Consider the following 25,592-nt stretch of genomic DNA (forward strand, 5'->3'; position numbering starts at 1 on the left):
AATGAGCTAAAGAATGAGCTAAAGAATGAGCTAAAGAATGAGCTAAAGAATGAGCTAAAAGTGGTCAAAACCCTTATTTATGTAGGTTGGATATAAAATCTAGCGGCAATTTGATTAGACAAGTCGCCTATCTTTTTGAATAGTAAAACAATCTGTATCTCCCTCGAAACAAAAAAGTCATAAACAGCCCTTCACATTGCTAGAATATTTCTATAGAATACCGACCGTATGGTTTCTTTAATGTATATACATTATTAATATGTGATCAACTTGAAACAGGTAACCTAATTATGAGTCCCACCACTATTGCCTACGGTTATCTAGCCATCGCCATTATTTGCGAAGTGGTTGGCACGACCTTTTTAGTCAAGTCAGAGCAGTTTACGCGTTTGGTGCCGACCCTGATTATGGGCGTGCTTTATGCCATCTCGTTTTACTTGTTGACACAAACCATCAAAACCATACCGCTTGGTATTGCTTATGCACTATGGGGCGGGTTAGGAATTGTGCTGACATCGCTCGTTGGCTTAATATTTTTTAAGCAAAGTCTTGATACAGCAGCTGTGGTTGGTATCGCTATGATTGTGGGCGGTGTCGTGGTGATGAACTTATTCTCTAATTCTGTGGTGCACTGATATGGAAATGGAAAACGCTTACAAACGTAAAAAACAGCCCGAAGTTGTCCGTCGTGCGCTACTTGATCAGGCAGCGCGAATCACGTTAGAGCAGGGCTTATCAAAAGTGACTTTTCAGGCGGTCGCTGATGCGGTCGGGGTGACCAAGGGTGGGGTGATGCATCATTTCACCACTAAAAATGCACTCATTCTTGAAGTGTTTCATGATGCGATGGCTAGGTTTGAGGCAGAGGTTAATCAAGCCATGGCAGAAGACCCTGTGCGTTATGGCTCTTTTACTCGTGCCTATACCAATGCCACGATTAGCTTAGGCGAAAAGGGACAGGAAGAGCTCGATAGTCAAGCAACCTTATATGCATTGATGCTAGGCGATAGTGAGTTACGTGAGTTATGGGCCAAGTGGGCAAATGCACAATTAAAAAAACATCAAGAAACCGACAATACCGAAACATTATGTATGGTGCGTCTGGTGGCTGATGGTATTTGGCTCTCTGATTTTTCGGGGATTAGTATCTCAGATAAAGCCTCTATTCATAAGCGTTTGATAAAAATGACGCAACCTGAGAATGAATAAAACACTGTTCTCAAATGATTGCTCAAATAAGCTTTTTTATTATAGAAGCATTGAACGAACAGCTTATAGAAATAGACGATATAAATTTATTTTAAACATTTAACCCATGATGACATCATTTAGCATTAGCTTGTTTATAAGGCTTTTGCCAGTCGTTAATAGGAGCACCGCATGACAGATTCAAAAACAGACCTAAGCAACTTAACAGACATCATTGATTTAGAGAAGGTTCAAACCGCTTATATTAATGGTCGTTACTTAGCAATCGACGAATCGCTTGCTACTTTTGAAGACATCAATCCAGCCACGGGTGAAGTGTTAACTACCGTTCAGCAAACGACCAGTGAACAGATTGATGAAGCCGTAAAAGCGGCACAAAAAGGTCAAAAGGTTTGGGCGGCGATGACTGCCGTTGAGCGCAGTCGTATTTTGCTAAAGGCGGTTGCGATATTACGTGAGCGCAACGATGTACTCGCGTTACTTGAAACCAAAGACACGGGCAAAGCACTCTCTGAAACCAAATATGTCGATATCGTGACTGGTGCTGATGTCGTTGAGTATTATGCAGGGCTTGCGTCGATGATTGAAGGTCGTCAGATTCCATTGCGTGATACTAGCTTTGTCTATACTCGCCGTGAGCCACTTGGCGTGGTCGCTGGTATTGGTGCATGGAACTATCCGATTCAAATCGCGATGTGGAAAGCAGCACCAGCGTTAGCCGCTGGGAATGCGATGATTTTTAAACCTTCTGAAGTCACTCCTCTAACTGCGCTAAAACTGGCAGAAATATTGACAGAAGCAGGTCTGCCAGATGGCGTATTCAACGTCGTGCAAGGCGATTATAAAGTTGGCGAAGCATTAACTCAGCATCCAGACATCGCTAAAGTATCGTTTACTGGTGGCGTACCAACGGGTAAAAAAGTCATGGCGAGTGCGGCATCATCGTCGCTTAAAGACGTGACGTTAGAGCTTGGTGGTAAGTCGCCATTGATTATATTTGATGATGCGGACATCGATACCGCTGCTGACATCGCGATGATGGCGAACTTCTATAGCACGGGTCAAGTTTGTACCAATGGCACGCGGGTTTTCATTCCAAAAGCCTTACAAGCCAAATTTGAGCAAGCTATCTTGATACGTGTTGAGCGTATTAAGTTGGGCGATCCGATGGACGAAAATATTAATATGGGTCCATTGGTCAGCTTCCCACATATGGAAAGAGTGCTTGGTTATATCGAGCAAGGTAAGGCTAGCGGTGCACGTCTATTGACGGGTGGTGAACGTATCACAACAGGCAAATTGGCAAATGGCGCATTCGTCGCACCGACGGTATTCACTGATTGCACCGATGAAATGACTATCGTACGTGAGGAGATATTTGGCCCAGTGATGTCGATATTGACTTACGAAACCGAAGAAGAAGTCATTCGCCGTGCCAATGATACTGAGTATGGCTTGGCTGCAGGAGTCGTGACCGCTGATTTGACTCGCGCTCATCGCGTGATTGCACAGATTGAAGCGGGTATTTGCTGGTTAAATACGTGGGGCGAGTCGGCTGCACAAATGCCAGTGGGCGGTTATAAGCACTCAGGTATCGGTCGCGAAAACGGCATTGAAGCCCTTGAGCATTATACGCAGACCAAATCTATCCAAGTAGAGCTTGGTAATTTTGAATCGGTATTTTAATCACTTGTGCTGTGAAATTTTTAAAACGGTAAGGTTTGCGTGTTAGGACTAATTTGTCCTTTTGGCACCGCCTTACTGATATGAAATGATGGATTTTTTAATATTATGGAGCGTTTTATGACATCAACCACACCTGAATATGACTACATCATCGTCGGCGCAGGCTCAGCAGGCAATGTGCTGGCCACCCGTTTGACCGAAGATGCCAACATTAAGGTGTTGCTGTTAGAAGCGGGTCGTCCAGACCATCGCTTAGACTTTCGTACTCAGATGCCAGCGGCGCTCGCTATGCCGTTGCAAGGTACTACTTATAACTGGGGTTATAAAACCGATCCTGAGCCCTATATGAATAACCGCGTCATGGATTGTGGTCGTGGTAAAGGGTTAGGTGGCTCGTCTCTGATTAATGGGATGTGTTATATCCGTGGTAATGCCTTGGATTTTGACGATTGGGCTCAAATTAAAGGCTTAGAAGATTGGACGTATTTGGACTGCCTGCCTTATTTCAAAAAGCTAGAGAATCGCGACGCTGGCGAGAATGACTATCATGGTGTGGGCGGTCCTGTTGAGATGACCACCTCAAAACCAGGGGTCAATCCACTGTTTCAAGCAATGATTGAAGCAGGCGTGCAAGCTGGCTATCCAAGCACGGATGATTTAAACGGCTATCAGCAAGAAGGTTTTGGGCCGATGGATCGTTTTGTGACGCCTAATGGTCGCCGCGCGTCAACGGCACGTGGGTATCTCGACCGTGCTAAACCGCGCAGCAATATCACGATTTTGACGGGTGCGCTGACCGATGTTATTTTGTTTGATGGTAAGCGTGCTATCGGTGTAAAGGTAGAACATCAAGGTCAAACCAAGAACTTTCATGCGTCTCGTGAAGTGATTGTTTCATCGGGTGCTATTGCCTCGCCGCAATTATTGCAGCGCTCTGGTATTGGTCCTGGTCAATGGCTCAAAGATTTGGGCGTGACAGAAGTACTTGATTTACCCGGCGTTGGTAATAATCTCCAAGATCATCTAGAGCTGTATATGCAGTATGAATGTAAGCTGCCAGTGTCGATTGCGCCTGCCAATAAATGGTGGAATAAGCCAGCGATTGGCGCGGAATGGTTATTCAATGGTACAGGGCTTGGTGCTTCTAATCAGTTTGAAGGGGGCGGTTTTATTCGTACCGATGAGAAGTTTACCCATCCTAATATCCAGTACCACTTCTTGCCATTAGCAGTGCGCTACGATGGTCGTAGTGCCGTGAAGTCGCACAGTTTCCAAGCGCATGTGGGCTCATTGCGCTCGCCAAGTCGTGGTCGCGTCAAGCTGACCTCAAAAGACCCAAGCGCGCATCCGAGCATCTTGTTTAACTATATGTCTCACGACCAAGACTGGCACGAGTTCCGTGCGGCAATGCGCATCACCCGTGAAATTATGCATCAGCCAGCACTTGACCCTTATCGTGGTCGCTCGATTGCACCAACGGATGATCTAGTGACCGACGCACAGCTAGACGAATATGTTCGTAATCATAGCGAAACGGCTTATCATCCGTCGTGTACTTGTGCGATGGGTGAAGGTAATGATTCAGTCGTCAATGGCGAAGGACTCGTACACGGCATCGATGGCTTGCGCGTCGTTGATGCGTCGATTATGCCAAATATTATCAGTGGTAATCTAAACGCCACCACCATTATGCTTGCCGAAAAAATCGTCGATAAGATGCGTGGTAAGCAGTTGCCACGCTCGACGGTAGACTATTACGTTGCCAATGGTGCACCGCTTAGAACTGAGCCGATGCGCGCTTACCGCTCTACTGTATAAAGAGCTATATGAGCTATTAGGCAATGAAATATATAAGCAATTTCAATAAGAAGACCTTTCCACGCAAAGGTCTTTTTCATCAGCACTAATGTATTAAGTATTTTTAATACTGTTGTGGCTGCCTTTGATTGTCATTTAATTTTTTATTTACATTGCAGTTTTCATTTATTGGTACTGCTTTGTGCGTCATACAGTCCTCAAGTTATGACGGACAAATCAATATCAGACCCTGTTTAATTTACCTATTGAGGTCTTTTATGTACAGCTCGCCATCAAAAGATGCGACGAAACCCCTGACTCTAAACAAGACGGTTTTTTTAGGTTCAGCTATTATTTCTATTTTATTAATTATCTGGACGATTGCGTTTCCAGATTATAGTGAGACACTATTAAGCTCAAGCATGGCATGGGTATCAGAGAGTTTTGGCTGGTATTACATGCTGGTGGTTGCCGCTTATAGTATATTTGCACTATTTGTTGGTTTTTCTAAATACGGCGACATCAAGCTTGGGCAAGACCACGAAAAAGCCCAGTTTCCTTTCCTAGCATGGGCGGCGATGCTGTTCTCCGCGGGTATTGGTATTGATTTATTGTTTTTTGGTGCCTCTGAGCCATTGATGCATTATTTGACGCCGCATACGGGGCTGGAGCCTGCCAGTGCAGAAGCCATGCGTGAAGCACTTGCGCAAACCTTTTTACATTGGGGGCTACATGGTTGGGGTATTTATGCACTAATCGGTATGGCATTGGCGTACTTTGCGTATCGTAAAAACATGCCATTGGCGCTGCGTTCACCACTGACGCCTATCTTTGGCGAGCGCTTGATCAAAGGCTGGCTTGGCGATGGCATTGATACCTTTGGTGTTGTTTGCACCTTGATGGGTATTGCGACCAGTTTAGGCATTGGGGTATTGCAGGCCAATGCTGGATTGACCCATGTTTTCGGTATTGAATCTAGCAAAACAGTACAGACGCTTATTATTGTGGGTGTCGTTGCTGCTGCGGCTATTTCGGCGATGACAGGTGTGGAAAAGGGCGTCCGCCGCTTATCTGAATTTAATATGCTATCATCGATATTGCTATTAATCGCCATATTGGTGATGGGTAATACGGTGTATTTGCTGAATACTTTTACCCAAAATATTGGTCAATACTTTCAAACCATTCTCTTTAAAACTTTTGATGTATATGCCTATGACGGTACTGCTGGTGCTGATTGGAAGTCAGGCTGGACGATATTTTTCTGGGCATGGTGGGTCGCTTGGGCACCGTTTGTTGGTCTATTTATCGCGCGTATTAGCCGTGGTCGTACCTTGCGTGAGTTTGTCTTTGGCGTGATGTTTATTCCGCTTGGTTTCATTTTTGCCTGGTTCTCTATCTTTGGTAATTCAGCGATAGACTTGGTTGCTAATGGTGCAACTGAACTTGGTGAAATCGCTGTCAATGATGCTGCCATGGGTATGTTTGCCTTGTTCGAGTATTTTCCTTACAGTGACGTTTTGTCGTTCGCTGGTGTGGTTATTGGTTTAGTCTTCTTTGTGACCTCAGCGGATTCAGGCGCGTTAGTATTAGCGAACTTGAGCTCACGCGGCATGACCAATGACACCGATGCTCCGGTTTGGTTGCGTCTGTTTTGGGCAGCGGCAACGGGTCTTATCACTTTAGGACTATTATTTGCTGGTGGCTTTGCGTCATTGCAGTCAGTATCTGTGATTGCTGGTTTGCCATTCTCGCTTATCCTTGTACTTTATATGGTGTCGATGTGGAGGTCGTTAAAAGAAGAAGGCAATAAACGTAAGGCCAGTACGATTGGTACGGCTAATGTGCTGGATAGTGGTAAGAGCTGGAAAGCACGCTTGCAACGTATCGTCAGTTTCCCTAGACATGCACAAGTTGAACGCTTTTTACAAAATGTGGTTAGACCTGCCATGACAGAAGTTGAAAAAGAATTTGCGGCAGGCGGTCTAAAAACCTCTTTGGACATCCGTAACCCTGAACATATCGGACAAGATATAGATGAAGGCATGGATGAAAGTAGCGGTCAAATAGATGGTCTAAAATTACGGGTTGGACACGGTGATGAAGACGACTTTATTTATGAAGTTAACTTGATTAAAGCTGAGCGTCCTAACTTTACATTGAGCACCTCAACTAAGAATGCAGAGTACTATTATCGTGCAGAAGTGTTCTTAAGTGAAGGCTCGCAAGAGTATGACTTGGTAGGTTACTCCAAAGAGCAAGTGTTGGTCGATATCTTAAATCAGTACGAGCGCCATTTGCAGTATCTCCATTTAGAGCGTTAATTGATTTATCAAGATGTCCTGAATATTTAAGTAAAAACACTTAAGTAAAAACATCGTAACAAACAACCCCATAAGTTGAATGCAGCTTATGGGGTTTGTTTTATGAAAAATAAAATAAGTAGATATAGGGTAAAATATATAAAGATACGTTTCGGGTTATCAGTTTCGAAATATCAGCAAAGGATAAGTTTGTGACCACATTAAAGTACATCGCTCATTATTCTGAGCAAGTTCAGACCCAAGCGGCATTGCTGATTAGCGATGGTAAATTGGGCGCATATCTAGAAAAAAAGTATCCCACTCAGCACCAAATAAAAAGTGATAAGGCGCTTTATCAGTATATCAATGAGATAAAAAACCAATATATGCGCAAAGTGGGACAGCTATCGAATGTCAGTTATAGCAGTAAATTAACGGTCCTCAAGCATGCGCTAGGTATTCATACCACCCAGTCTCGCATACAGGGCAGTAAGCTCAAATCGCACAACAGCATCACCGTGGCCAGCTTATTTCAAGAAGCGCCGCCTGAGTTTTTGCGGATGATTGTTGTGCATGAGTTGGCGCATTTTAAAGAGCATGAGCACAACAAAGCGTTTTATCAATTATGCTGTCATATGGAGCCTGAGTATCATCAGTTTGAGCTTGATACGCGGTTGTGGTTGCACTGGCGCGAATTGAGTTGATCGCAGTGCTGTATTCTTTTCTTCTCAAAATGAGGACACGCCACAGATTGTATTTCTTATCATAACTTTCTTATCATAAATAATATTATATATTTTATTAATATATTTTAGTGTATAATTTAATAACGATGATTTTAATGGTTGTTGATAAATGGAGAAGATGATGAAACGGATAGTTGCTACTGCACTTGCTATAAGCGCCGCCTCACTGATGGTTGGCTGTACAGCGACCAATGCCATGTCACAAAAGAGTGACGTCATTCCAGAGAATAAAAAATCGACGCCATCGGTGTTGATAAATGTGACATCAGACGATGCTCAAGTGCAGCTGATGTCGATGGTGCTAACTATGCAATCCGCGCAGCAAGGTGCCAATACTCGAGTATTGCTTTGCGGCCCAGCCGGTGATATGGCGCTCCGCGTAGCACCCGATAATGCAACAACCGGACAGCCACCTAAAAACATGAGCCCACAAGGTTTGATGCAAATGGTCATGAAGAATACCAATACCAAGGTTGAGGTTTGTGCGCTTTATCTACCGGGTAAGGGTATTGACCAATCGGCACTGATTGACGGCGTGAGTGCTGCTGATCCTGCTGGCATCGGGGCGTTAATGGTCGATCAAACCACCAAGATAATGAGCTTTTAAGCAGATAAAAAATAATTAGTAGTTTGATGAATAAAAAGGGTGTGATATCGACTATCGCATCCTTTTTTTGTGTCAGTCATTTTGGCTAGTGGAATTGCGTTATAATCCCAGCTAAGCACTGTTTACCAAGTAATATTCGCCAAGTACTCTTGGCTGAAAAACAAGTACCATAGATCCTAATTCATAAAAGGTTATGAGCAATGATTAATACCAAAATTTACAAAGCAATTTATACTTTAGCTGAAGAGTTATTGGAAGCTGATCGTATAGGCAATCAAGCAGCATTTGATGGGTTTTATGCTGAATTAGAAGCCATTTGTAATGATAATGAAAACACCGATAAAGACCATCCAGAACAGTGGGAAACATTGGCTGACTTTACCGAAGATTTAGACGAAGCCTTAGTTATTTATGATAAGGCCTTAGCCAAAGCGACTGCGATTAATTCAAAAGACCACATGTCATCGATTGCCTTTTCTATGGCGGTTCTACAGATCGAAATGGGTGAAAAGGATGCGGCTATTCTAAATCTACAGAATGCCAAAGTCACGGCTAATAAGATTGAGGATAAAGAGTTTAAGGTTGAGATAGACGAGCTGCTTACCAAGTTGTTGGCTGAATAACTTCGATACTGAGTACTGAAAAAGCTTCAACTAAGCAGGAATGATTTGTTATGCAAAACCTACCTATTGCAATCATCGGTGGTGGTTTGAGTGGCTTATATGCAGCATTTTTATTAGAGCAACGAGGCATCGATTATATATTGCTTGAGGCGCGTGATAGATTGGGCGGGCGCATCGCTGTTGCGAAATCATCAGTAGATCAGAATGCTAGTAGACACAGTGTCGATAATGAAAAATCAAACGATGGCTTCGACTTAGGGCCATCGTGGTTTTGGCCAGAGTATCAGCCGCAGTTGAGCAGTCTTATTGAAACGTTGAATTTACCACGTTTTGCGCAATTCGAGGACGGCGACATGATGGTTGAACGTGCTGCCAATCAGTTACCTATCCGTACCCAAGGCTATCAAAGCTCGCCACCGTCTATGCGCCTCGTCGGTGGTATGGCAGCGCTCATTGATGCTCTGTATGCGCGCTTAAATCCTACGCGCATGATCACAGGGCAAATCGTAAAGTGTGTGATCAAGACTGATCACTATATCGACATAGAGAGCGAGAGCAGCGCTGAACAGATGACAGCTGGTCAAATAACTACTTATCACGCGCAGCATGTGCTCCTTGCGCTACCGCCTCGTTTGGCTGTGGCTAATCTTCTATTCGAGCCAGCTTTACCGCAGGATTTGGTGGCAGAGTGGCAAGAGACCGCGACATGGATGGCGCCACATGCCAAATATGTGGCGGTTTATGAGTCGCCGTTTTGGCGCAATCAAGGACTATCGGGTTCAGCGCGAAGTGCAGTAGGACCGCTTACTGAGATTCACGATGCGTCCTTGGTAGAGGGCGAAGGTGCATTGTTTGGCTTCTTTGGGGTTCCTGCTCACGTCCGTCAAAGCGTCTCAGAAATGGAGCTAAAAGCCCATTGCCGAGCGCAGTTGGTACGTTTGTTTGGTGTACAGGCAGATAAGCCGACGGCTGAATATCTGAAAGACTGGGCGCAAGATTCATTGACAGCGACGCCTGCTGATGCCAGTGGTGCTGGTCAACATGCTGTCGCACCGAACGCTAAGCCAAATAGAGGGGTATGGCAAGACTGCCTAACGGGCAGCGCAAGCGAATGGTCAGAGGCGTTCCCCGGTTATATTGCTGGTGCTATCGACGCAGCACATAAGGCAGTACAAGGTTTAGATTTAGGTTTGTCTGATGGGCTATCGTCATCAGCGTCGCTACCCAATAGGATAGTTGATGAGTGAGTCTTTAGAACAGCAAGCTTCTCGCAACACCAGCATATGGCTCATCCCTTTTGCTTGCTTGTTAGGCGGAGGAGGTCTGATTGGTATTTCTACCAATTTGGCAAAATATGCTGGTGAGATAGGTGTTACACCACTGGCATTTCTCTTTTGGTCCATCACGGGCGCTGCTGCTATTTTATTGATCGTTGCATTAATACGCCACGAATTACCTCCCTTAAATGCGCGTAGTTTTGAATACTATTTTGTGGCGGCGCTCATCAGTGTTGCAGGTTCTAATTTACTACTGTTTTCGGCTATTCCACATGTGGGTGCAGGTTTCGTCGCGCTCATTATCTCGCTTCCACCATTGTTGACTTATCTTGGTGCATTGGCACTGAGGATGGAGCGATTTAATATCGTCCGTGCTTTGGGTGTGGCCGCGGCGCTTCTTGGCGCAGGAGTATTGGCAGCGCGTAAGTTTTCGACGCCAGACGCCAGTACTTTTTGGATTTTGATCGCGCTTTGCGGGCCAGTATTATTGGCTATTGGTAATATATATCGCACCTTACGCTGGCCTGATAAGGCATCGCCCAGTGCACTCGCGCCAGGTATGCTAATCGCGGCTTCGCTATTGCTGCTGTCATTTAGTGTATTGCCTAATTTTTCAGTGAATATGCCGCTAGACTGGTTGCCGCTAGGTTTGATTGGCATACAAGCCGCCGTATTTGCAGGTCAGTTCTTATTGTTGTTTTTATTACAAAAAACCGGCGGTCCTGTTTTATTAAGTTTATTAGGTTCGGTCGGCGCAGTTGTCGGTGTGCCAGTGGCTATTTTTTTGCAGGGTGAGATGCCGCCAGAAGGGTTGTTTTTGGGTGCTTCATTGATCGCACTGGGCGTTGGTTTGGTAACATGGGGCTGGGTGAAAATGGCGACCACATCGACAGAAACTACGTAAAGATGACCATTAGGATATAGCGCTCATAAATACGCCAACCTATAAACTAATGAACTTACTAGGGCATATGTTTGCACTGCAACTATCCAAAAATGTAGCCATGTAAAAATGTCGCTATATAGAAATGCTACTATTTAAAAATGTCACTATGCGACCCTCACAGTGATCATTTTTTATCTAATCCAACCTCACAAAACCTCGTTAAAACGTAAATATTACCGTTACTGCCAATCTATAATTTATCTACAGCCATTTTAGCAATCAGCATGGCTAGGTATGAGTGTTCAACAGAGCATCATAATTGGTTACGATTATCTCAAATCAGTTTTTGTGAGTAACACAAAAAAGGAGTATAAATATCGTGGTTATTCCTATCATGGATTAAGGCGATGCATGCAGCCAAGCGTTATCGATTGTTAAATAATGTCACGATTGTCATTAGTATTATCGGCGTAGCCATTGCTTTATTAGACAGTGGCTTCACGCTGCCGATGTGGTTACAACAGGTTTTCCATATTTTTTATCTGGCGATTATTTTTTTAGGCTTTGTTGTGACGGCAGGTCGTTACCTCTATAGCAAAAAGCCGCTGACCCTAAATAAAGTCGCGGTCTTTGACTTACTGACCAGTATTGCGATTGTCATTTTACTGGTAGCGCATTTCACTGATTTAGTGCGTTCTGGGATGTCGGTCGCTGTTGATGGCTTCGTTGCCATTAAAATTGCCGTCTTTGTGACCTTTATTCGTGAAATATCTGACCACGATTTTAATCTCAATCGTACCTTTCTAAACCCTGCACAGTTTTTTATCTTAAGCTTCCTGTCATTAGTATTGGTCGGTGCATTGCTACTGATGATGCCCAATGCAACGACGCAGCCGCTGTCTTTCATTGATGCGCTCTTTACCGCGACCAGTGCTGTCTGTGTGACTGGTCTCATCGTGGTAGATACGGCGACTTATTTCACGACTTTTGGGCAAGTCATTATCATGGGGCTGATACAGATCGGCGGCTTGGGTATTTTGACCTTTGTGACGTATTTTAGTTATTTCTTCAAGGGTGGTGTCAGTTATGAGACGCAGGCGAGCATCAGTGAGATGTCCTACATGCGCGGCATGGGTGATGTGGTATCGACCCTCAAATCCATCTTATACGTGACATTTGCCGTTGAGGCAGTGGCTGCGGCACTCATTTATATCAGTATTTATGACATACCAGATATGGATTGGTCTGAGCAGTTATTCTTCTCTGTTTTCCATGCGATTTCTGCGTTCTGTAATGCTGGATTTTCTACATTTAGCGCTGGCATGTATGATGACGCGCTACGTTTTAATTACCCATTACAACTGATTATCGCCACGACCTTTATCTTTGGTGGCATGGGTTTTGTCATTGTGGTCAATGTGCTGCGTTATTTGCGTGATCGTGCAGAGCGCCTGATATATCGGCATGATAAGCGTTATATTTATCGACCATGGTTGCTTAATATTAATAGCCGCATAACCTTGATTACGACGGGTGCTTTATTGTTGGTAGGTCTCATCGGTGTGATGATATTTGAATATAACAATGTGCTGGCAGACCATCGCAGTTTTTTCGGTAAGCTTGTCACAGGGCTATTTACTGCTGCCACGCCGCGAACCGCAGGATTTAATACCATCGACATGGGTGAACTCGCGTTTCCCACGATTATGTTGACGATATTTTTGATGTGGATTGGTGCTTCGCCAAACTCGACGGGCGGTGGTATCAAAACCAGTACGTTTGCGATTGCCCTGTTAAACACTTTGAGTTTGGCACGTGGTCAGACCAATGTTGAGGTCTTTAAGCGGCAGATTGCTGAAATTTCAATTCGCCGTGCATTTTCTATTATGTGGCTGTCTTTATTGGTCATCGGTATGGGGGTGACGCTCATCAGCTATGATCAACCGGAGCTTGATTTAATCAAGGTGGTTTTTGAGTGCTTTTCAGCTTACAGCACTGTGGGATTAAGTCTGAATTTGACAACAGAGTTATCAGATTTTAGCAAAATGGTGGTGTCAGTCATTATGTTTGTTGGGCGTGTCAGCATGTTGACCATCTTTATTGCCCTACTTAAAAATAGACGCCAGCGCAATTATCGCTATCCAACTGAAGAAATCACGATCAATTAAATGGTCGTAAATAAGCCATTTCATCATTAAAAAATACTGAAAAAGGTTAATAAGGTTATGAAATATATCATCGTAGGGCTAGGGAACTTTGGCTCATCGCTAGGCATGGCGTTGACCCGTCAGGGGCATGAAGTGATTGCCATTGACAGCAGCATGCAAAAGGTTGAGGCATATAAGGAAGTCATCTCTCATACCATCTGTATGGATGCCACGGATGAATATACCGTCAATGGTTTACCGATTATCGACACCGATATCGTTATTGTCGCAATCGGTGAAGACCAAGGCGCAAATGTCATGGCGACGGCATTATTTAAAACCCTAAAAGCAAAACGTTTGATCAGTCGTAGTATTAATCCATTGCACGAAAAAGTGTTGCAAGCTATCGGTGTGGACGACCTTATCCACCCTGAAAAAGAGGCGGCCAATCGCTGGGCCAAACGGCTATCGCTACGTTATTTCGTCGACTCGTTTGAGTTGAGTGATCATTTCAGTATGGTAGAGATTAGCATTCCCAAGTCGTTGATTGGTCAGACCGTTGATGACTTGCAATTGGAGCAAAAGTTCAATATTCGATTGCTTAGTACCCTGCGCTATGAGTATTATGAAGACAGCTTTGGTCGTACGCAAAGTAAGCCTAGTATTAAAGGTTTGGCGGCGCCTGAGCAAATATTGCAAGATAAAGACGTATTGATCATCTACGGTGCTAACAAGCATATCAACGAGTTTCTGCGTAGTGTCGGTGTAAAAATCAAATAAACATTTGCAACAGCCGTGACATGAAAAGGCAAAGGGGAAACTTATGAGTAAGCGCACTATATCCGTCTTGTTGCTTGCGACGATGGCATTGTTGTCCGGCTGTGATCAGACGCCGCAAGACCCGAACGTGTTGTATTCAGAAAAACATCAAGACCCCATTCAAGAGCTGGAGATGACAACAGCTATTGATCGTAGCCAGTTTGCCTATAAACAAACCTTTTATGTGCCCATTTATTCTGACATCTACACCGATAGAGACAATCGTAAAGTCTTGCTATCAGCGACTTTGAGTGTACGCAATACCACGCTAAAAAAATCACTGTATATCAATAAAATTGACTACTATGGCACTGATGGAACCTTTATAAAATCCTATTTAACCAAACCGATTGAGCTTCCAGCAATGGCCACGCTCAATTATATCGTCGAAAAAGAAGAGGATAAAGGCGGATCGGGCGCCAACTTTATCATCGAAGTCGAAGGGATAGACGAGACGGTCAAGCCCGTCATTGAGGCGGTGATGATCGGTAATTTTAGCAATAAAGGCTTTGCATTTAGTACAGAAGGTACGCCAGTGGTGCATTGATTAAAGATAATGAAATCCAAGGAAGGGATATGTCTGCAACCAAAGAAGAAATTGTCGCCTTTATGGCGTTGGAATTTCCACAAACTAAATGTGTCATCGAGGCAGTCGGTGACAATCGCTCGACCTTATCACACGATATTGGTATCAATGAATTGCGTCCCGGTGGTACGGTCTCTGGACCAGTATTGATGAGCATCGCTGATGTGGCTCTCTATGTGGCGATACTTGGTAAAATAGGTATTGTGCCATTAACGGTGACGACGAGCTTGACCATTAACTTCCTGCGCAAACCCTCAGCAGAAGCACGTATTATCGCTGAGTGTACGTTGATGAAAGTTGGGCGCACGCTAATCGTTGGCGAGGTTGCGCTTTATTCTGAAGGCTCTCGCGACATGGTGGCTCACGTAGTTGGCACGTATTCCGTACCGCCTCAGCACGTTTAGCTATTTTTAGCCCATTTTTAAAATGAGGACAGTCTCTAAAAAAGCAGTGCTATAAAAATCAATGTCATAAAATTAACGCTGATAAGGACTGCTACTGTTTGGTTGCCTCGACCTGAATGTTTAAATGAAGGTTTTTAGTGACGCCAAACCACGCATATTTATCGATATTCCATTTGGTGCGATCAATCATCGCCGTAAAATCCCCACCACAAATATCTTTTTTGAGCGTAGGGTGTAGATAACAGTCAAACTTAGTCGCTGTTAAGCTAATAGGATGGGTTTCGCCATGCAGCGTTAGATGACCGTCTACTTTTGTGACCATTGGGCGTGATTTGTCTTGGCTAAAATACCATTTGTTAGAATCAAAACGTGCCAATGGAAAGCGCTGCATATCAAAGAAGCTAGGGCCTGTCAAAGTCTGATTAAATGCTTTATTTCCCGTATTTAGAGAGCTGATCGGAATGACCAAGGAGATATTGCCAGTTTGTAAGCTTGAGTCATATTGCAGTTGACCTTGGACATTATAAAAGCCGCCCGCAGTGGCAGGGGATTGGAAGCGTTCAATGGCAAAGCGCACATGGGTGCCAGCAGGATTGATGGTATAACTGGCGGCATGACTGCTATGTGCAGCGCTTATTATTAGTAATGGTAGTGTTAATGCCAATGTCAGTAAAGGGTAGATATTTGATTTTTTTAGAATAAAAGATAGGATGCTCATAGCTACATTCCTTTGCGGGCTATTGATAAATAAAGAACGTCGTCGACGAGCGCAATCCATGCTGTTACTCAATGTTAAGTCAGGCAACAATGACTATTTATACATTATTTATCAAATACTTAGTAGCTTTATTTTTATAAGACTATCATTATTAATTTGGCTATTATTCAACAGTTAAGATTGGGTTTTCGACGATTTTTGAAAGCTTGCCGTATCAGATTTTTTGCCATTAGCATTGATACTGTTGGCTTTATTCGCTGCTGGGTATTTAAAAAATAGCGTTGCAAGTGCGCAGGTTATGGTCAATGACAGAAGCATCGATACTAATGTATGACTAAAAAAGTGATCACCAAACAGCATCTTATACAATCCCATCGTCCATCCTACGACCGTGACTATTTCAAATATTCTATAGCGATACTGATGGAGAGTGGGCAAAAATGCCAAGCCATATAGAGAAAATCCGGCACTGGCATGAGCCGCTGGGAAGCACTTGGCAGGCGTGTTAGCGACTATATTTTGCCAAACGTTTAGATAAGGCAAGTCGCCACCAAACAGTATTAAATGATTGGGGCAACTGACATGAGTCACACCTTTGAGTAGCGCAATCATACTGGGAACGGCAATTAAAACAAGCAGTAGATAACTTATTTCACGCGTGGATAAAGGCGTGAGCCGTTTATCGTACTTAGCATTTTTTATTACCAGATTGATATCTGAATCCTGTTTATGTCTCAGAATTAGAACGGCTATGAGATAAATGCCAAGCAAGATGAGTAGCAATTTAGGTAAGTCATAAAAAATAAAGGCAAAAGGTTGTGTGCCTTTTTCTAGTAGCCAGTGTCCATTAGTGTAAAAAAGCTCACTAATATGAATGTCTAATTGGCTGTGCTCAAACAGCAGTGTCGCTATGATGGTCAAGCATAGGAGTTTAAGCCAGACTCCATTGGCTGAATATGTTTTCAAAATACAACACTCAATAATGCCATCATCCACAAGATAAATAGCAGTAGTAATGCCAAAAATTGTGCCGCAGAGCCAACATCTTTGGCTATCTTTGCCAGTGGATGCTTGGCGGTCGATGTGTGATCGACACTGGCTTCGATTCCAGTGTTAATGAGTTCGACGATTAATGATACGAAAGAAGCGACGACCAGCAGCATTTTGACGCTGATAGTGAAAGGGCACAATATAATAGCCATGGATAATATGAGATTGAGCCAAAATACTTGTCGAAAAGCCGCCTCAAATTTGTAAGCTGCTTTGAAGCCATCTAGAGAGTAATAAGCGGCTTTTATAATACGGTAAAATCCTGTTTTACCCTTGGCATCACTGGCATAGCTATGAGGTAGCAGTTGTTTTTTGCCTGTTATTGGGCTTAAAGCCCCACGACTGGCCGACTGGTCTTCAAGATTAATAGGGTTTGCTTTATTCATATCAAATGCTTCACAGTCTATTAATATCAAGGTATGCGGTAAATGTTAACCATTTAACCATGGTCGAATGTTCAACATGCCCTAAGTATAAGCAGGCAGGCATTAAGAAAACGTTAAGCTTTTTTAAAATAAAGATCTTCTCTAATGATAATTGATGATAAAGGTACTGCCACCTAACGGATTGACTTGATGGGTAAGCTGCCAGCCCATATGTGTCATGATGCGCTGTACGATACTGAGTCCCAAGCCTGTGCCTTCTACTGGATAATGGGCGTCAGCTGCCGATGACGATTCTGTATCCAATGAGATGTCTTTATACTGCTGCTCTAGACGCTCAAATCTCTCGTATAGCAGCGGCATCATCACTTCAGGAATACCTAGACCAGTATCAGTGACGGTGATTTTTTCAGCATCGATAGTGATGATGACCTCACCCTCATCGGTGTACTGAAACGCATTTTTTATCAAATTACCCAGTGCCATTTTTAGCAGTTCAGGTCGTACGTGTGCGACATACAGCTGTTCTGCGACTATTTTACAAGTGACTGACTTATGGCGAAGCAAGTAATTTAAGCGCTGTACTTCATTTAACGCGATGTCATTGATAGACGTTGGCGGTGCATCCAGTTTTTCAGGAGCACGAGACAGCAATAATAAGGCGCTGATAATCTCCGAGGTTTCTTTGGCGGTCGTACTGATACGAGTGGCAAATGCGCTCAAGTGAGGGTCGTTTTCTAGTTGTGAGGACAATACTTCTGATGCCCCCATGATAATCGTCAAAGGCGTGCGCAGCTCGTGACTGACATCACCAGTAAATAGCTGCTCGCGTTTGAGGTACTGCTCAAGTTTGTGGTTTTTTTCATCGATTGCGCGTGCTAACACGCCAACCTCGGAGGGCAGATGCGTCAACTCCGTCAAGTTGCGATGATCTGTTTCTACGGCTTGCTTTAAGTCTAATAAAGGCTTAATGATTTGCTTGGAGGACAGCGATGAAAATATCGCTGCAATCAATAAGCTCAAAATGACTGCTACTTTTAAGGCGTTGGCAAATATGTCTTCTAAATGCTCAAATATGGCCAAAACAGGGTAGTTCCCCATCACCATTTTAGTGTTTTCTAAGTAAGTTAAAATGTAGTTTTCTTTGTCTTTTTTATAATTAAAAAAATGTAACTCTGTTGTCGATTGACCATTTTTAGTGGTGACAGTGACGGGCATCTCTTGTACGGTTTGGGTGGCCAGTTTTTGCAGATTGCTCGGTGCGTTATCGAAGCGATAAATCTTAATACCCGGTTCAGCGGTATAAATAGGCTGATCGCCTTCTTTTTCTTGGCTAAGCTCTAACTGTTGCAATAAGCGAGCTTTGACCAGCTGTTGCTCCATTCTGACTTCGGCATACATGAAAATACTGACGAAAGTGGCACACAGTAATAGGGCAAATAACAAGTAGGAGAGTCGAAACTTATTGGCGATGGAGTCGATATTAAACATGATATTTACTTCGTTGTGAAAGACGATATGAAAGACGTTGTGAAAGACGTTGAAAGTCAAATAAGGACATCAGCCGATGATTTTTTAGGCTTTATCAGGATCAATAATTTGATAACCGACACCGGGCAACGTGACTATCATGATTTTATCGAACGGCTTATCTACCTGCGCACGGACCCCATGCATGTGAGTGCGCAGTGCATCACTGCTTGGTATGTCATCGCCCCACACCTTTTCTTCTAGCTCGGTTTTGCTAACCACGCGCGGCGCCGCACTCATCAAGGTATGTAGTATTTTGAAGCCTGTGGGTGTGAGTTTTAGCGACTTACCTTCACGTGTAATCGTATGCTCACTATGATTTAAAGACAATGTGCCAACGGTTAAACCATGCTCAAAATGATCGTCTTTATGTCGGCGTATGAGAGCCTTAATACGAGATTCTAATTCCGCCAATGAGAAAGGCTTAACCAGATAATCGTCAGCGCCACTATCGAATCCTGCCACTTTATCTAAAATCGTATCGCGAGCGGTCAGCATCAATACTGGCGTTTTGTCATGTAGCTCTTCCCTGAGCTTTTTGCACAGTTTAGTGCCATGCATACCCGGCAGCATGACATCTAACAAGATGACGTCATATCGATTATTCGATGCGAGCGTTAAGCCACTAATGCCATTATGGGCATTGTCTAGCTCAAAGCCTTTCGGCTCAAAAAAAGCATAAATATTGGCGACGATATCGGGATTGTCTTCAATGATTAGTATCTTGTACATGAGTATTATTACCTAAAAAGGCAGAGCGATGATAAAGAATTCAATTAGCCACTTTAAAAAAGGTGGGTGCTGCTTTGGTTTCGTCAGTGGTGATACCAAAAAACTGAAGCAAGGTTGGCGTAATAAAATCATGTGATACGGGCTGATCAATCATGTTAGTTAGGCTACTCTTAGCAATAGTGCTGCTATCAATGCCGTTGCCAGTCGGTGACCAAATAATCACTGGCACGTGCTTTTGTGCATTTGGCGCAATAGCGTATGGCAGACCATGCAAGTAAATATTGTTTTCGCCCAAACTTTCTCCATGATCACTAATATATACCATCACCACCTCATAATCTTGCTCATAGGGTTTTAAGGTGTCGATCACGCTATTTAAAAAATAATCTGTATAACGAATGGCATTGTCATAACCATTGATAACCGATTGGCTGTCGCATTTCGATAGCTCATTGGTCATACAGACCGGCTGATATTCTGCAAAATTTTTAGGGTAACGCTTAAAATAGGCGGGTCCATGATTGCCCATTTGATGCAGCAAAATAAGTGTGTCTTTAGGTGTCTCTTTCTGTGAGCTGCCTGACTTAACCAGTTTATCAAAACCATCAAGCATGCCTATGTCTCGACACTCAATATCACAATCTGGATTGAGCGCGGCTGTTTTATAATCCTCAAAAGTTACGCGGTCAGCCACCCCTTTGGCGCTAGAGTTATTGTCTCGCCAAACGACATTGACGCCTTGCTTGTGTAGTGTATCGAGCACGTTTTCATTATAGCTAGCGCTATCAGGGTCATAATTTTCTCTATTGGCGTAGCTAAACATGCAGGGTACTGAATAGGCGGTAGATGTGCCGCATGACGAGGCGTCTTTAAAGCTGTAGATGTCTGATTGTTTTGAAAGCAAAGGTGTGGTGTTGCGCGCATAACCGTTCAAGCCAATATGGTCAGCGCGAACGGTTTCTCCTACTACAAATACCATCAACTTAGGTTTTACAGCGCTGTTGCTAGTGTTGCTAGTGTTAAAAGTAATACTGCGTTTTGCATCTGTGCCATGAGGAATTAGCGTATCGGGACGACGGCGCTCAGCGATATAATCAGTACCCAGTTTGATAACAGAGTAAACAGGGGTAATAGGATTGACATAACTACGGACTATTTTGTGCTGGCGAAAAAAGCTGGCGTATTGATCACCAAATGGCATCAGACACACCGCTATCAATACGATAGATAATAATAGGGTGACTGATTTTTGAAGGGTTGCTTGTTGCCAAGACAATCGCTTTAGACGAATGTTACCAATCATAAAAGCAGGCACTATACCTAGTAAAAACAGGCGAATAAATAGACTGGGCGCCATTAATCCCATGGCTTCTGCTTGATCGGTTTGTAAGCCGTTAATGAGCATATCACGATTAAATATCGTCCCGTAGGCGTCGGTAAAGTAACCACAGATAGCTGCAATCAGCACCATTATGATAAGCACTACTTTTGCCGTTGAGCGATAACACAGCAGTGACAACACCAACCACATCAGCCCAAATAATAAGCCTGTGATGGAAAAAATAAAGCCCGTGTTTGTGCTAAATGGATAAACGCTGAGTACTTGCTCAAAAAAGCCAATATTCGCCGTCGCTACTAAGTACAGAGCAACAACTATGATCAGATGATTGAGATTAATCTCGCGATTATAGAGCTTGCTTAGGGAGCGGCTTTTTTTATTGGCTTTGGGCGCAGCGATTTTGGCGGCTTGAGATATTGACATACAAGTACTTCTCAACAGGATGGTAAGGAGTGTAATGCCTTACAGTAACAAGTACGCTGTTAAGAAGATGTTAAGGTAGTTGAATTCAATAAGATATTAGGACATACCAACAACCTAAAAGATGACACATCCTAATTTAATCCTGTGCGAAAGAGCGTACCAACGACAACAAAGGCGACAGAAAACAAAGTGACCAATATGATATTGATTGAAAATCCTTTCAGGGTCTGAACAGACAATCTGGGTATTCGATAGAAACGAGCGTGCAAGGCAATCAGAACAGTCATTAGCAATAATAGTAACTTGAGACTAATAAGAATACTAAAATCATTATCAAGTTTAAACCATGCAGCAATGTTGGGTAATAGCTGGTAGGCCATCCAAAGACCAGTGATTATTTGCAGCACCAAAGCCGGCATCCCAACCCTCTCAAACAGCTGCTCAAATTGCATCAGACCATCAATATTTCGGGATGATAGTGCTTTTGGTAATACCACCAAGGTCAAAATCAGATGCCCACCTGTCCAGACAGTAGCGCCTAACAAGTGTAGTATGAGTATATAGTTAAGCATAGATAACAATCCTTAAATGCCACTGACATAGGGCTTTATGTCGATTAACTGAGGTACTTAATCATGAAACGCGTCGCACAATTACAACCATTATCTCGTCAACATCATCTAGGTCTAAATCTATCTCGCCATGCTAAAGAGTGTGCTGATGAACCTAACGCAATTGCCGAGCATTGGCTAAATATCACGTCTTATATTAACGAGATGCAACAGCATTTTCAGATTGAAGACAATCTAATGGCTCATGCCTTACAGCCTCATATCAGCTCCAAACCTGAGGTGGCATCGGTACTGAATACACTTAATGCGCAGCACAAGTCCCTGCATGCACTCATGGCAGAGGTTCAAGATTTTCCGCACTCTCAAAGCAATCACGTCACCGTTGGACAAGTCAAAAAACTCGCCACCTTGCTATACGATCATATTCGTTTTGAAGAACGAGAATTGTTTCCTATCGTTGAGCGCTATCTGACAACAGAAGAATTAGAGGCTATTTATGATGCCAGCCCAGACAGTATCAAACGCTCAGATGAGAACCGCTAAAGCGCATTTTTTATCAAAGTTGTCTTACTCTATAGCGAGATAACCTGCGTCAGAAAAATACTGCTGTCCAGTAGGTGAGCGTAGATAGTTTGAAAAATCGGTCGCGGCAGTAGTGTCACTAATCACCAACCCGTCTTGCAAAATAGGGGGATAAGCGTCTGGCGCTAACGTATAGAACTGCTCAGGCGTGGCTTTAATCGCTGTCAGTTGTGATTGAGCGACAAAGCCATAATCGACATTACCAGTGTGCGCATATTGAAACGCTTGCCCGATATTTTCAGCTTGAATAATGCGACTTTGCTCAGTGAGCGTGTCAAAGATATTTTGCGATTGCAGGTACGCTTGCGCCGACTTACCATAAGGGGCGAGTTCTGGATTGGCAATGGTGATTTTGCTATCAGACTCCGACATCAATAATGCATTTAAGGTAGTAGGATTGAGTCCTTTAAGGGACTTGTTAACACTATAAAGTGCCAGCTGACCTTGGGTATAAGTAAAGGGCTCGTGGGTTGCTTCGTCAGCAGATTTTACGTTATCTAGTTTTTCTTTGGCAAGCTTGGCAGGGAATTCTTGATTGGCGGATAAAAATATATCGTAAGGTGCGCCAGAGGTAATCTGCGCATATAACTTACCTGAAGAGGCATAAGTCACGTCAATCGCTTGTGCAGGCAAATTCTTATCCATTTTATAACCCGCAATAATCTCAGGCAATACATCTGATAAGTTGGCAGCCGCTGCGATGCGCAGTGTTTGACTTTGCTCAGTGGCATTGTTGGCGTCCGATTGAACAAGCTCAGCGGTTTGCTCTTTGCTACAAGCGGTGAGCGTTAACGCTAAGCAAGCTGATGATATTGTTATTAGTTTAATCATTATTATAAAACCTTCTTATTATTGCTCGCCAGTGTCGCTCACTGTTATTGTTAAAGGTTAGCTATCGCTTTGAGTAGCCATTATTACCCATTATTACTAAGCCATTTAGAGGAATCGTCTTGGTAATATTCTTGCTTCCAAACTGGAATGTCGGCTTTAATAGTATCTAATATCCAGCGACAAGCATCAAAGGCAGGATAGCGATGCGCTGAGACGACGCCAACCCAAATAGCGACATCACCAATCTCTAATGCACCGATACGATGAATGGCAATGGCATGGGTAATCTCAAAGCGCTTTTTGGCTTCTTCAATAATGGCGCGACCTTGATTGATGGCAAGGTCTTCATAACCATAATAGGTCAAACGATTGACGCTACTGGCATTATTGTGATTGCGTACCCGCCCTTCAAAGCAGACAAACGCGCCGCAGCTGTCATCATCAAGGGTGCTTTTAAGCCGACTTTCATCAATATCGGTATCTAACAGTGCAAAACCATCACTTTCAGCGATGAGGTACGCCTCATCAATGGTACGTTTAATGCTCATCGATTGACCGTGTACATTGTCTGTCATAACCATTTTCTCTTATTATTTTTAAGATTCTTAGTGATACAAATGATAGGTAAATAGTTTTAACCACCAGCCACTGGGGTGATAAAAACCACACTATCACCCTCATAAATCTCATCTGTCCACTTGGTAAAATAGTCATTGACTGCCACGCGTAGCTCCGACTGCGGACGACTAAAGCGATGCTTTTGGCGTAGCTGTTCATACAGTTCGGTCAATGAAGTTGACTGTGGCACAGTGACTGTTTCTTCATGACAATTGGCTTCATCAGCTAAGCTAGCGAAATATAAGACGTTAATATTCATCGTGGTGTCTAGCTTAGAATTTGTATTGCTTTCTATTAAAGTGCTCATAGCAATCTTCCTTATTTATGAACTGCTTAACTTTATAGTTTTCAAATTACTTTCAGGTATGTTGATAGTCGGACTTACCACCGGTTTTTTTCATCAAATGAATATTATCAATCACAATGTCATGCGAGATCGCTTTGGTCATATCGTAAATGGTCAAGCAAGCGACACTGACAGCGGTTAATGCTTCCATTTCTACCCCAGTTTTATGAGTAACTTTAACCGTGGCAGTCACAGTAATGCTATGGTTTGCATCATCGTATGCAAAGCTTAAGCTAATTTTATCTAAGGGCAGAGGATGGCAAAGTGGAATCAAGTCGTGGGTGCGTTTAGCTGCCATGATACCGGCAATATGAGCAGTCTGAGTGATGCTGCCTTTTTTTGTCATGCCGTCAGCGGCTTTGATTTGCGTATAAATGTCCGCGGGAAAAACCACTTGTCCAAATGCACAAGCTTCTCTGGTGCTAGCCGTTTTGCCACTCACATCGACCATGGTGATATCACCGTCGCTGTCTAAATGGGATAAGCCAGATTGATTGTTTTTATTATTGTTGTTTACTTGGTCGCTATTCATTTTCATTTCTCTTAAATGGTCAGTTTTTCTGAAAGCTAGTTTCTCTCAATAAACCTTTTTATAAGTCGTTTAAAGCTAAACAGGCATGCTCAAAATCTTTAGGCGTATTGAAATTGGTCAAATACTGCCAATCTCTTGCGAAAGGGACAGGCTGCACAAGCGGCTTAATAAACTTCATCACTTGCCGCTGTCTATCGTCAATATAATCCTTCAAATTAGGTTCAATACTTAAACGATATAAACCTAACAATGGATATAAATTACTGTCATCTGTTAGGCAAATAACAGTTTTATCAGGATTTTTCGTCATATAAGGTTGCAGTTTTTGCCATAAATCAGTGACAGGAATTAAGCTGTCACAGCTGATAACCATCAACCAAGATTGCTGCCAGCTTGCTTCTTTTGTTAATTGGTTTGAACTTGCCAAACTCTTTAATGCTTGCAACGCTGACTCAATCGCTACCAACGCGCCGCCGGTTTCAATCGATTTATCATCTTTATTAGAAATATTTTTGCCAGATATATTTTTGCTAGAAAGAGCGTTAGCAGATAGATAATCATTAATATGAAAGACTGGCGATTGTGGGTTTTTCTTAAGCAAATCTGGAGTGATGCTAAAACCACGCCCATTATCCGCAATCATAATAGGTAAGTTGCTTGTCAATGCAGCACTCAATTCAAGCGCTTGTCTAACATGATAATCAAGCAAACACTCGCCTGTCGGGAGTATCAACTCAGCTTTTGGCGTTCCCATACGTTTGGACGCACCGCCCGCCAAAATTACGATACCTGCTAAGCGATTGCATTTATCTATTTTTATTAAGCTATCCGCAACTTCAACCATCA

27 protein-coding genes are annotated in these 25,592 nt (G+C 43.2%); 15 read left to right on the top strand and 12 right to left on the bottom strand.

Annotated elements, in window-relative coordinates; genetic code table 11:
* Positions 1–290: 290 nt before the first annotated feature.
* The 14 genes from I3257_RS06770 (at position 291) to I3257_RS06835 (ending at position 15,090) form a co-directional block, all read left to right on the top strand.
* Positions 291–635 (top strand): multidrug efflux SMR transporter, encoded by a 345-nt coding sequence (locus tag I3257_RS06770; RefSeq protein ID WP_201539990.1) that lies wholly within the window; start codon positions 291–293, stop codon positions 633–635.
* A 1-nt stretch (position 636) separates the two neighbouring features.
* Positions 637–1,209: a TetR/AcrR family transcriptional regulator gene (locus I3257_RS06775; RefSeq protein ID WP_238049188.1), complete on the top strand. Its 573-nt coding sequence runs from the start codon at positions 637–639 to the stop codon at positions 1,207–1,209.
* 171 nt (positions 1,210–1,380) lie between these two features.
* Positions 1,381–2,895 (top strand): betaine-aldehyde dehydrogenase, encoded by a 1,515-nt coding sequence (gene betB, locus I3257_RS06780; RefSeq protein ID WP_238049189.1) that lies wholly within the window; start codon positions 1,381–1,383, stop codon positions 2,893–2,895.
* A gap of 117 nt (positions 2,896–3,012) precedes the next feature.
* Positions 3,013–4,713, top strand: coding sequence for a choline dehydrogenase (betA, locus tag I3257_RS06785; protein ID WP_238049190.1), 1,701 nt, complete (start codon positions 3,013–3,015; stop codon positions 4,711–4,713).
* 257 nt (positions 4,714–4,970) lie between these two features.
* On the top strand, positions 4,971–7,016 hold the full coding sequence (gene betT / locus I3257_RS06790) for a choline BCCT transporter BetT (RefSeq protein ID WP_055125110.1): 2,046 nt from the start codon (positions 4,971–4,973) through the stop codon (positions 7,014–7,016).
* Positions 7,017–7,207: 191 nt separating this feature from the next.
* Positions 7,208–7,699: a M48 family metallopeptidase gene (locus I3257_RS06795; protein WP_045447188.1), complete on the top strand. Its 492-nt coding sequence runs from the start codon at positions 7,208–7,210 to the stop codon at positions 7,697–7,699.
* Positions 7,700–7,859: 160 nt separating this feature from the next.
* A complete protein-coding gene (locus I3257_RS06800; RefSeq protein ID WP_238049191.1) occupies positions 7,860–8,348 on the top strand; it encodes a hypothetical protein in 489 nt (162 codons plus the stop codon).
* 200 nt (positions 8,349–8,548) lie between these two features.
* On the top strand, positions 8,549–8,971 hold the full coding sequence (locus tag I3257_RS06805; RefSeq protein WP_238049192.1) for a tetratricopeptide repeat protein: 423 nt from the start codon (positions 8,549–8,551) through the stop codon (positions 8,969–8,971).
* Positions 8,972–9,021: 50 nt separating this feature from the next.
* Positions 9,022–10,218, top strand: a complete 1,197-nt coding sequence (locus I3257_RS06810; protein ID WP_238049193.1) for an FAD-dependent oxidoreductase — start codon at positions 9,022–9,024, stop codon at positions 10,216–10,218.
* Positions 10,211–11,152 (top strand): DMT family transporter, encoded by a 942-nt coding sequence (locus I3257_RS06815; protein ID WP_238049194.1) that lies wholly within the window; start codon positions 10,211–10,213, stop codon positions 11,150–11,152. The genes I3257_RS06810 and I3257_RS06815 overlap by 8 nt, the downstream gene beginning before the upstream one ends.
* Before the next feature lie 389 nt (positions 11,153–11,541).
* Complete coding sequence (locus tag I3257_RS06820) at positions 11,542–13,302, top strand: potassium transporter TrkG (RefSeq protein WP_238049195.1); 1,761 nt, start codon at positions 11,542–11,544, stop codon at positions 13,300–13,302.
* Between the two features lie 57 nt (positions 13,303–13,359).
* The gene (locus tag I3257_RS06825) at positions 13,360–14,061 is read left to right on the top strand and encodes a TrkA family potassium uptake protein (protein ID WP_238049196.1); all 702 of its coding nucleotides are present in this window, start codon (positions 13,360–13,362) and stop codon (positions 14,059–14,061) included.
* Positions 14,062–14,104: 43 nt separating this feature from the next.
* A complete protein-coding gene (locus tag I3257_RS06830; RefSeq protein ID WP_238049197.1) occupies positions 14,105–14,647 on the top strand; it encodes a DUF3124 domain-containing protein in 543 nt (180 codons plus the stop codon).
* Between the two features lie 29 nt (positions 14,648–14,676).
* Complete coding sequence (locus I3257_RS06835) at positions 14,677–15,090, top strand: PaaI family thioesterase (protein WP_045447171.1); 414 nt, start codon at positions 14,677–14,679, stop codon at positions 15,088–15,090.
* A 91-nt stretch (positions 15,091–15,181) separates the two neighbouring features.
* On the opposite strand, the gene I3257_RS06840 is transcribed toward I3257_RS06835, so the two are convergent.
* The 7 genes from I3257_RS06840 to I3257_RS06870 form a co-directional block, all read right to left on the bottom strand.
* Positions 15,182–15,808 carry a YceI family protein gene (locus tag I3257_RS06840; RefSeq protein ID WP_238049198.1) on the bottom strand — a complete coding sequence of 209 codons (627 nt, stop codon included), beginning with the start codon at positions 15,806–15,808 and terminating at the stop codon, positions 15,182–15,184.
* A 174-nt stretch (positions 15,809–15,982) separates the two neighbouring features.
* Positions 15,983–16,774, bottom strand: a complete 792-nt coding sequence (locus I3257_RS06845) for a PAP2 family lipid A phosphatase (protein WP_238049199.1) — start codon at positions 16,772–16,774, stop codon at positions 15,983–15,985.
* Positions 16,771–17,244 carry a diacylglycerol kinase gene (locus I3257_RS06850; RefSeq protein WP_238049200.1) on the bottom strand — a complete coding sequence of 158 codons (474 nt, stop codon included), beginning with the start codon at positions 17,242–17,244 and terminating at the stop codon, positions 16,771–16,773. Before I3257_RS06850 ends, I3257_RS06845 begins: the two co-directional genes overlap by 4 nt.
* A 141-nt stretch (positions 17,245–17,385) precedes the next feature.
* Positions 17,386–18,732 carry a HAMP domain-containing sensor histidine kinase gene (locus I3257_RS06855; protein ID WP_238049201.1) on the bottom strand — a complete coding sequence of 449 codons (1,347 nt, stop codon included), beginning with the start codon at positions 18,730–18,732 and terminating at the stop codon, positions 17,386–17,388.
* A gap of 84 nt (positions 18,733–18,816) precedes the next feature.
* Complete coding sequence (locus tag I3257_RS06860) at positions 18,817–19,503, bottom strand: response regulator transcription factor (RefSeq protein WP_238049202.1); 687 nt, start codon at positions 19,501–19,503, stop codon at positions 18,817–18,819.
* Between the two features lie 40 nt (positions 19,504–19,543).
* Positions 19,544–21,265, bottom strand: coding sequence for a phosphoethanolamine--lipid A transferase (locus I3257_RS06865; protein ID WP_238049203.1), 1,722 nt, complete (start codon positions 21,263–21,265; stop codon positions 19,544–19,546).
* Positions 21,266–21,396: 131 nt separating this feature from the next.
* Entirely contained in the window at positions 21,397–21,837 is a 441-nt protein-coding gene (locus I3257_RS06870; protein WP_238049204.1) for a CopD family protein, read from the bottom strand.
* A 63-nt stretch (positions 21,838–21,900) separates the two neighbouring features.
* Here I3257_RS06870 and I3257_RS06875 point away from each other — a divergent pair, with 63 nt between their 5' ends.
* Positions 21,901–22,380: a hemerythrin domain-containing protein gene (locus I3257_RS06875; RefSeq protein ID WP_238049205.1), complete on the top strand. Its 480-nt coding sequence runs from the start codon at positions 21,901–21,903 to the stop codon at positions 22,378–22,380.
* A gap of 24 nt (positions 22,381–22,404) precedes the next feature.
* Here I3257_RS06875 and modA read toward each other — a convergent pair whose 3' ends face one another.
* From modA to I3257_RS06900, 5 genes are all read right to left on the bottom strand, one after another.
* Positions 22,405–23,250: a molybdate ABC transporter substrate-binding protein gene (modA, locus tag I3257_RS06880; protein ID WP_238049206.1), complete on the bottom strand. Its 846-nt coding sequence runs from the start codon at positions 23,248–23,250 to the stop codon at positions 22,405–22,407.
* 83 nt (positions 23,251–23,333) lie between these two features.
* Positions 23,334–23,825: a molybdenum cofactor biosynthesis protein MoaE gene (locus I3257_RS06885; protein WP_238049207.1), complete on the bottom strand. Its 492-nt coding sequence runs from the start codon at positions 23,823–23,825 to the stop codon at positions 23,334–23,336.
* A gap of 59 nt (positions 23,826–23,884) precedes the next feature.
* Positions 23,885–24,175: a MoaD/ThiS family protein gene (locus tag I3257_RS06890; protein ID WP_238049208.1), complete on the bottom strand. Its 291-nt coding sequence runs from the start codon at positions 24,173–24,175 to the stop codon at positions 23,885–23,887.
* A 52-nt stretch (positions 24,176–24,227) separates the two neighbouring features.
* Entirely contained in the window at positions 24,228–24,746 is a 519-nt protein-coding gene (gene moaC, locus I3257_RS06895) for a cyclic pyranopterin monophosphate synthase MoaC (protein WP_238049209.1), read from the bottom strand.
* Between the two features lie 58 nt (positions 24,747–24,804).
* On the bottom strand, positions 24,805–25,590 hold the full coding sequence (locus I3257_RS06900; RefSeq protein WP_238049210.1) for an NTP transferase domain-containing protein: 786 nt from the start codon (positions 25,588–25,590) through the stop codon (positions 24,805–24,807).
* Positions 25,591–25,592 lie beyond the last annotated feature (2 nt).

Source organism: Psychrobacter sp. Ps7, from assembly GCF_022129225.1.
GTDB classification, from domain to species: Bacteria; Pseudomonadota; Gammaproteobacteria; order Pseudomonadales; family Moraxellaceae; genus Psychrobacter; species Psychrobacter immobilis_A.

Bases quoted from the DNA above. Each gene is read 5' to 3' on its own strand.
- I3257_RS06770 (WP_201539990.1), top strand. From the start codon at position 291: ATGAGTCCCACCACTATTGCCTACGGTTATCTAGCCATCGCCATTATT.
- I3257_RS06775 (WP_238049188.1), top strand. From the start codon at position 637: ATGGAAATGGAAAACGCTTACAAACGTAAAAAACAGCCCGAAGTTGTC.
- betB (WP_238049189.1), top strand. From the start codon at position 1,381: ATGACAGATTCAAAAACAGACCTAAGCAACTTAACAGACATCATTGAT.
- betA (WP_238049190.1), top strand. From the start codon at position 3,013: ATGACATCAACCACACCTGAATATGACTACATCATCGTCGGCGCAGGC.
- betT (WP_055125110.1), top strand. From the start codon at position 4,971: ATGTACAGCTCGCCATCAAAAGATGCGACGAAACCCCTGACTCTAAAC.
- I3257_RS06800 (WP_238049191.1), top strand. From the start codon at position 7,860: ATGATGAAACGGATAGTTGCTACTGCACTTGCTATAAGCGCCGCCTCA.
- I3257_RS06805 (WP_238049192.1), top strand. From the start codon at position 8,549: ATGATTAATACCAAAATTTACAAAGCAATTTATACTTTAGCTGAAGAG.
- I3257_RS06810 (WP_238049193.1), top strand. From the start codon at position 9,022: ATGCAAAACCTACCTATTGCAATCATCGGTGGTGGTTTGAGTGGCTTA.
- I3257_RS06815 (WP_238049194.1), top strand. From the start codon at position 10,211: ATGAGTGAGTCTTTAGAACAGCAAGCTTCTCGCAACACCAGCATATGG.
- I3257_RS06820 (WP_238049195.1), top strand. From the start codon at position 11,542: ATGCATGCAGCCAAGCGTTATCGATTGTTAAATAATGTCACGATTGTC.
- I3257_RS06825 (WP_238049196.1), top strand. From the start codon at position 13,360: ATGAAATATATCATCGTAGGGCTAGGGAACTTTGGCTCATCGCTAGGC.
- I3257_RS06830 (WP_238049197.1), top strand. From the start codon at position 14,105: ATGAGTAAGCGCACTATATCCGTCTTGTTGCTTGCGACGATGGCATTG.
- I3257_RS06835 (WP_045447171.1), top strand. From the start codon at position 14,677: ATGTCTGCAACCAAAGAAGAAATTGTCGCCTTTATGGCGTTGGAATTT.
- I3257_RS06840 (WP_238049198.1), bottom strand. From the start codon at position 15,808: ATGAGCATCCTATCTTTTATTCTAAAAAAATCAAATATCTACCCTTTA.
- I3257_RS06850 (WP_238049200.1), bottom strand. From the start codon at position 17,244: ATGAATAAAGCAAACCCTATTAATCTTGAAGACCAGTCGGCCAGTCGT.
- I3257_RS06855 (WP_238049201.1), bottom strand. From the start codon at position 18,732: ATGTTTAATATCGACTCCATCGCCAATAAGTTTCGACTCTCCTACTTG.
- I3257_RS06860 (WP_238049202.1), bottom strand. From the start codon at position 19,503: ATGTACAAGATACTAATCATTGAAGACAATCCCGATATCGTCGCCAAT.
- I3257_RS06865 (WP_238049203.1), bottom strand. From the start codon at position 21,265: ATGTCAATATCTCAAGCCGCCAAAATCGCTGCGCCCAAAGCCAATAAA.
- I3257_RS06870 (WP_238049204.1), bottom strand. From the start codon at position 21,837: ATGCTTAACTATATACTCATACTACACTTGTTAGGCGCTACTGTCTGG.
- I3257_RS06875 (WP_238049205.1), top strand. From the start codon at position 21,901: ATGAAACGCGTCGCACAATTACAACCATTATCTCGTCAACATCATCTA.
- modA (WP_238049206.1), bottom strand. From the start codon at position 23,250: ATGATTAAACTAATAACAATATCATCAGCTTGCTTAGCGTTAACGCTC.
- I3257_RS06885 (WP_238049207.1), bottom strand. From the start codon at position 23,825: ATGACAGACAATGTACACGGTCAATCGATGAGCATTAAACGTACCATT.
- I3257_RS06890 (WP_238049208.1), bottom strand. From the start codon at position 24,175: ATGAGCACTTTAATAGAAAGCAATACAAATTCTAAGCTAGACACCACG.
- moaC (WP_238049209.1), bottom strand. From the start codon at position 24,746: ATGAATAGCGACCAAGTAAACAACAATAATAAAAACAATCAATCTGGC.
- I3257_RS06900 (WP_238049210.1), bottom strand. From the start codon at position 25,590: ATGGTTGAAGTTGCGGATAGCTTAATAAAAATAGATAAATGCAATCGC.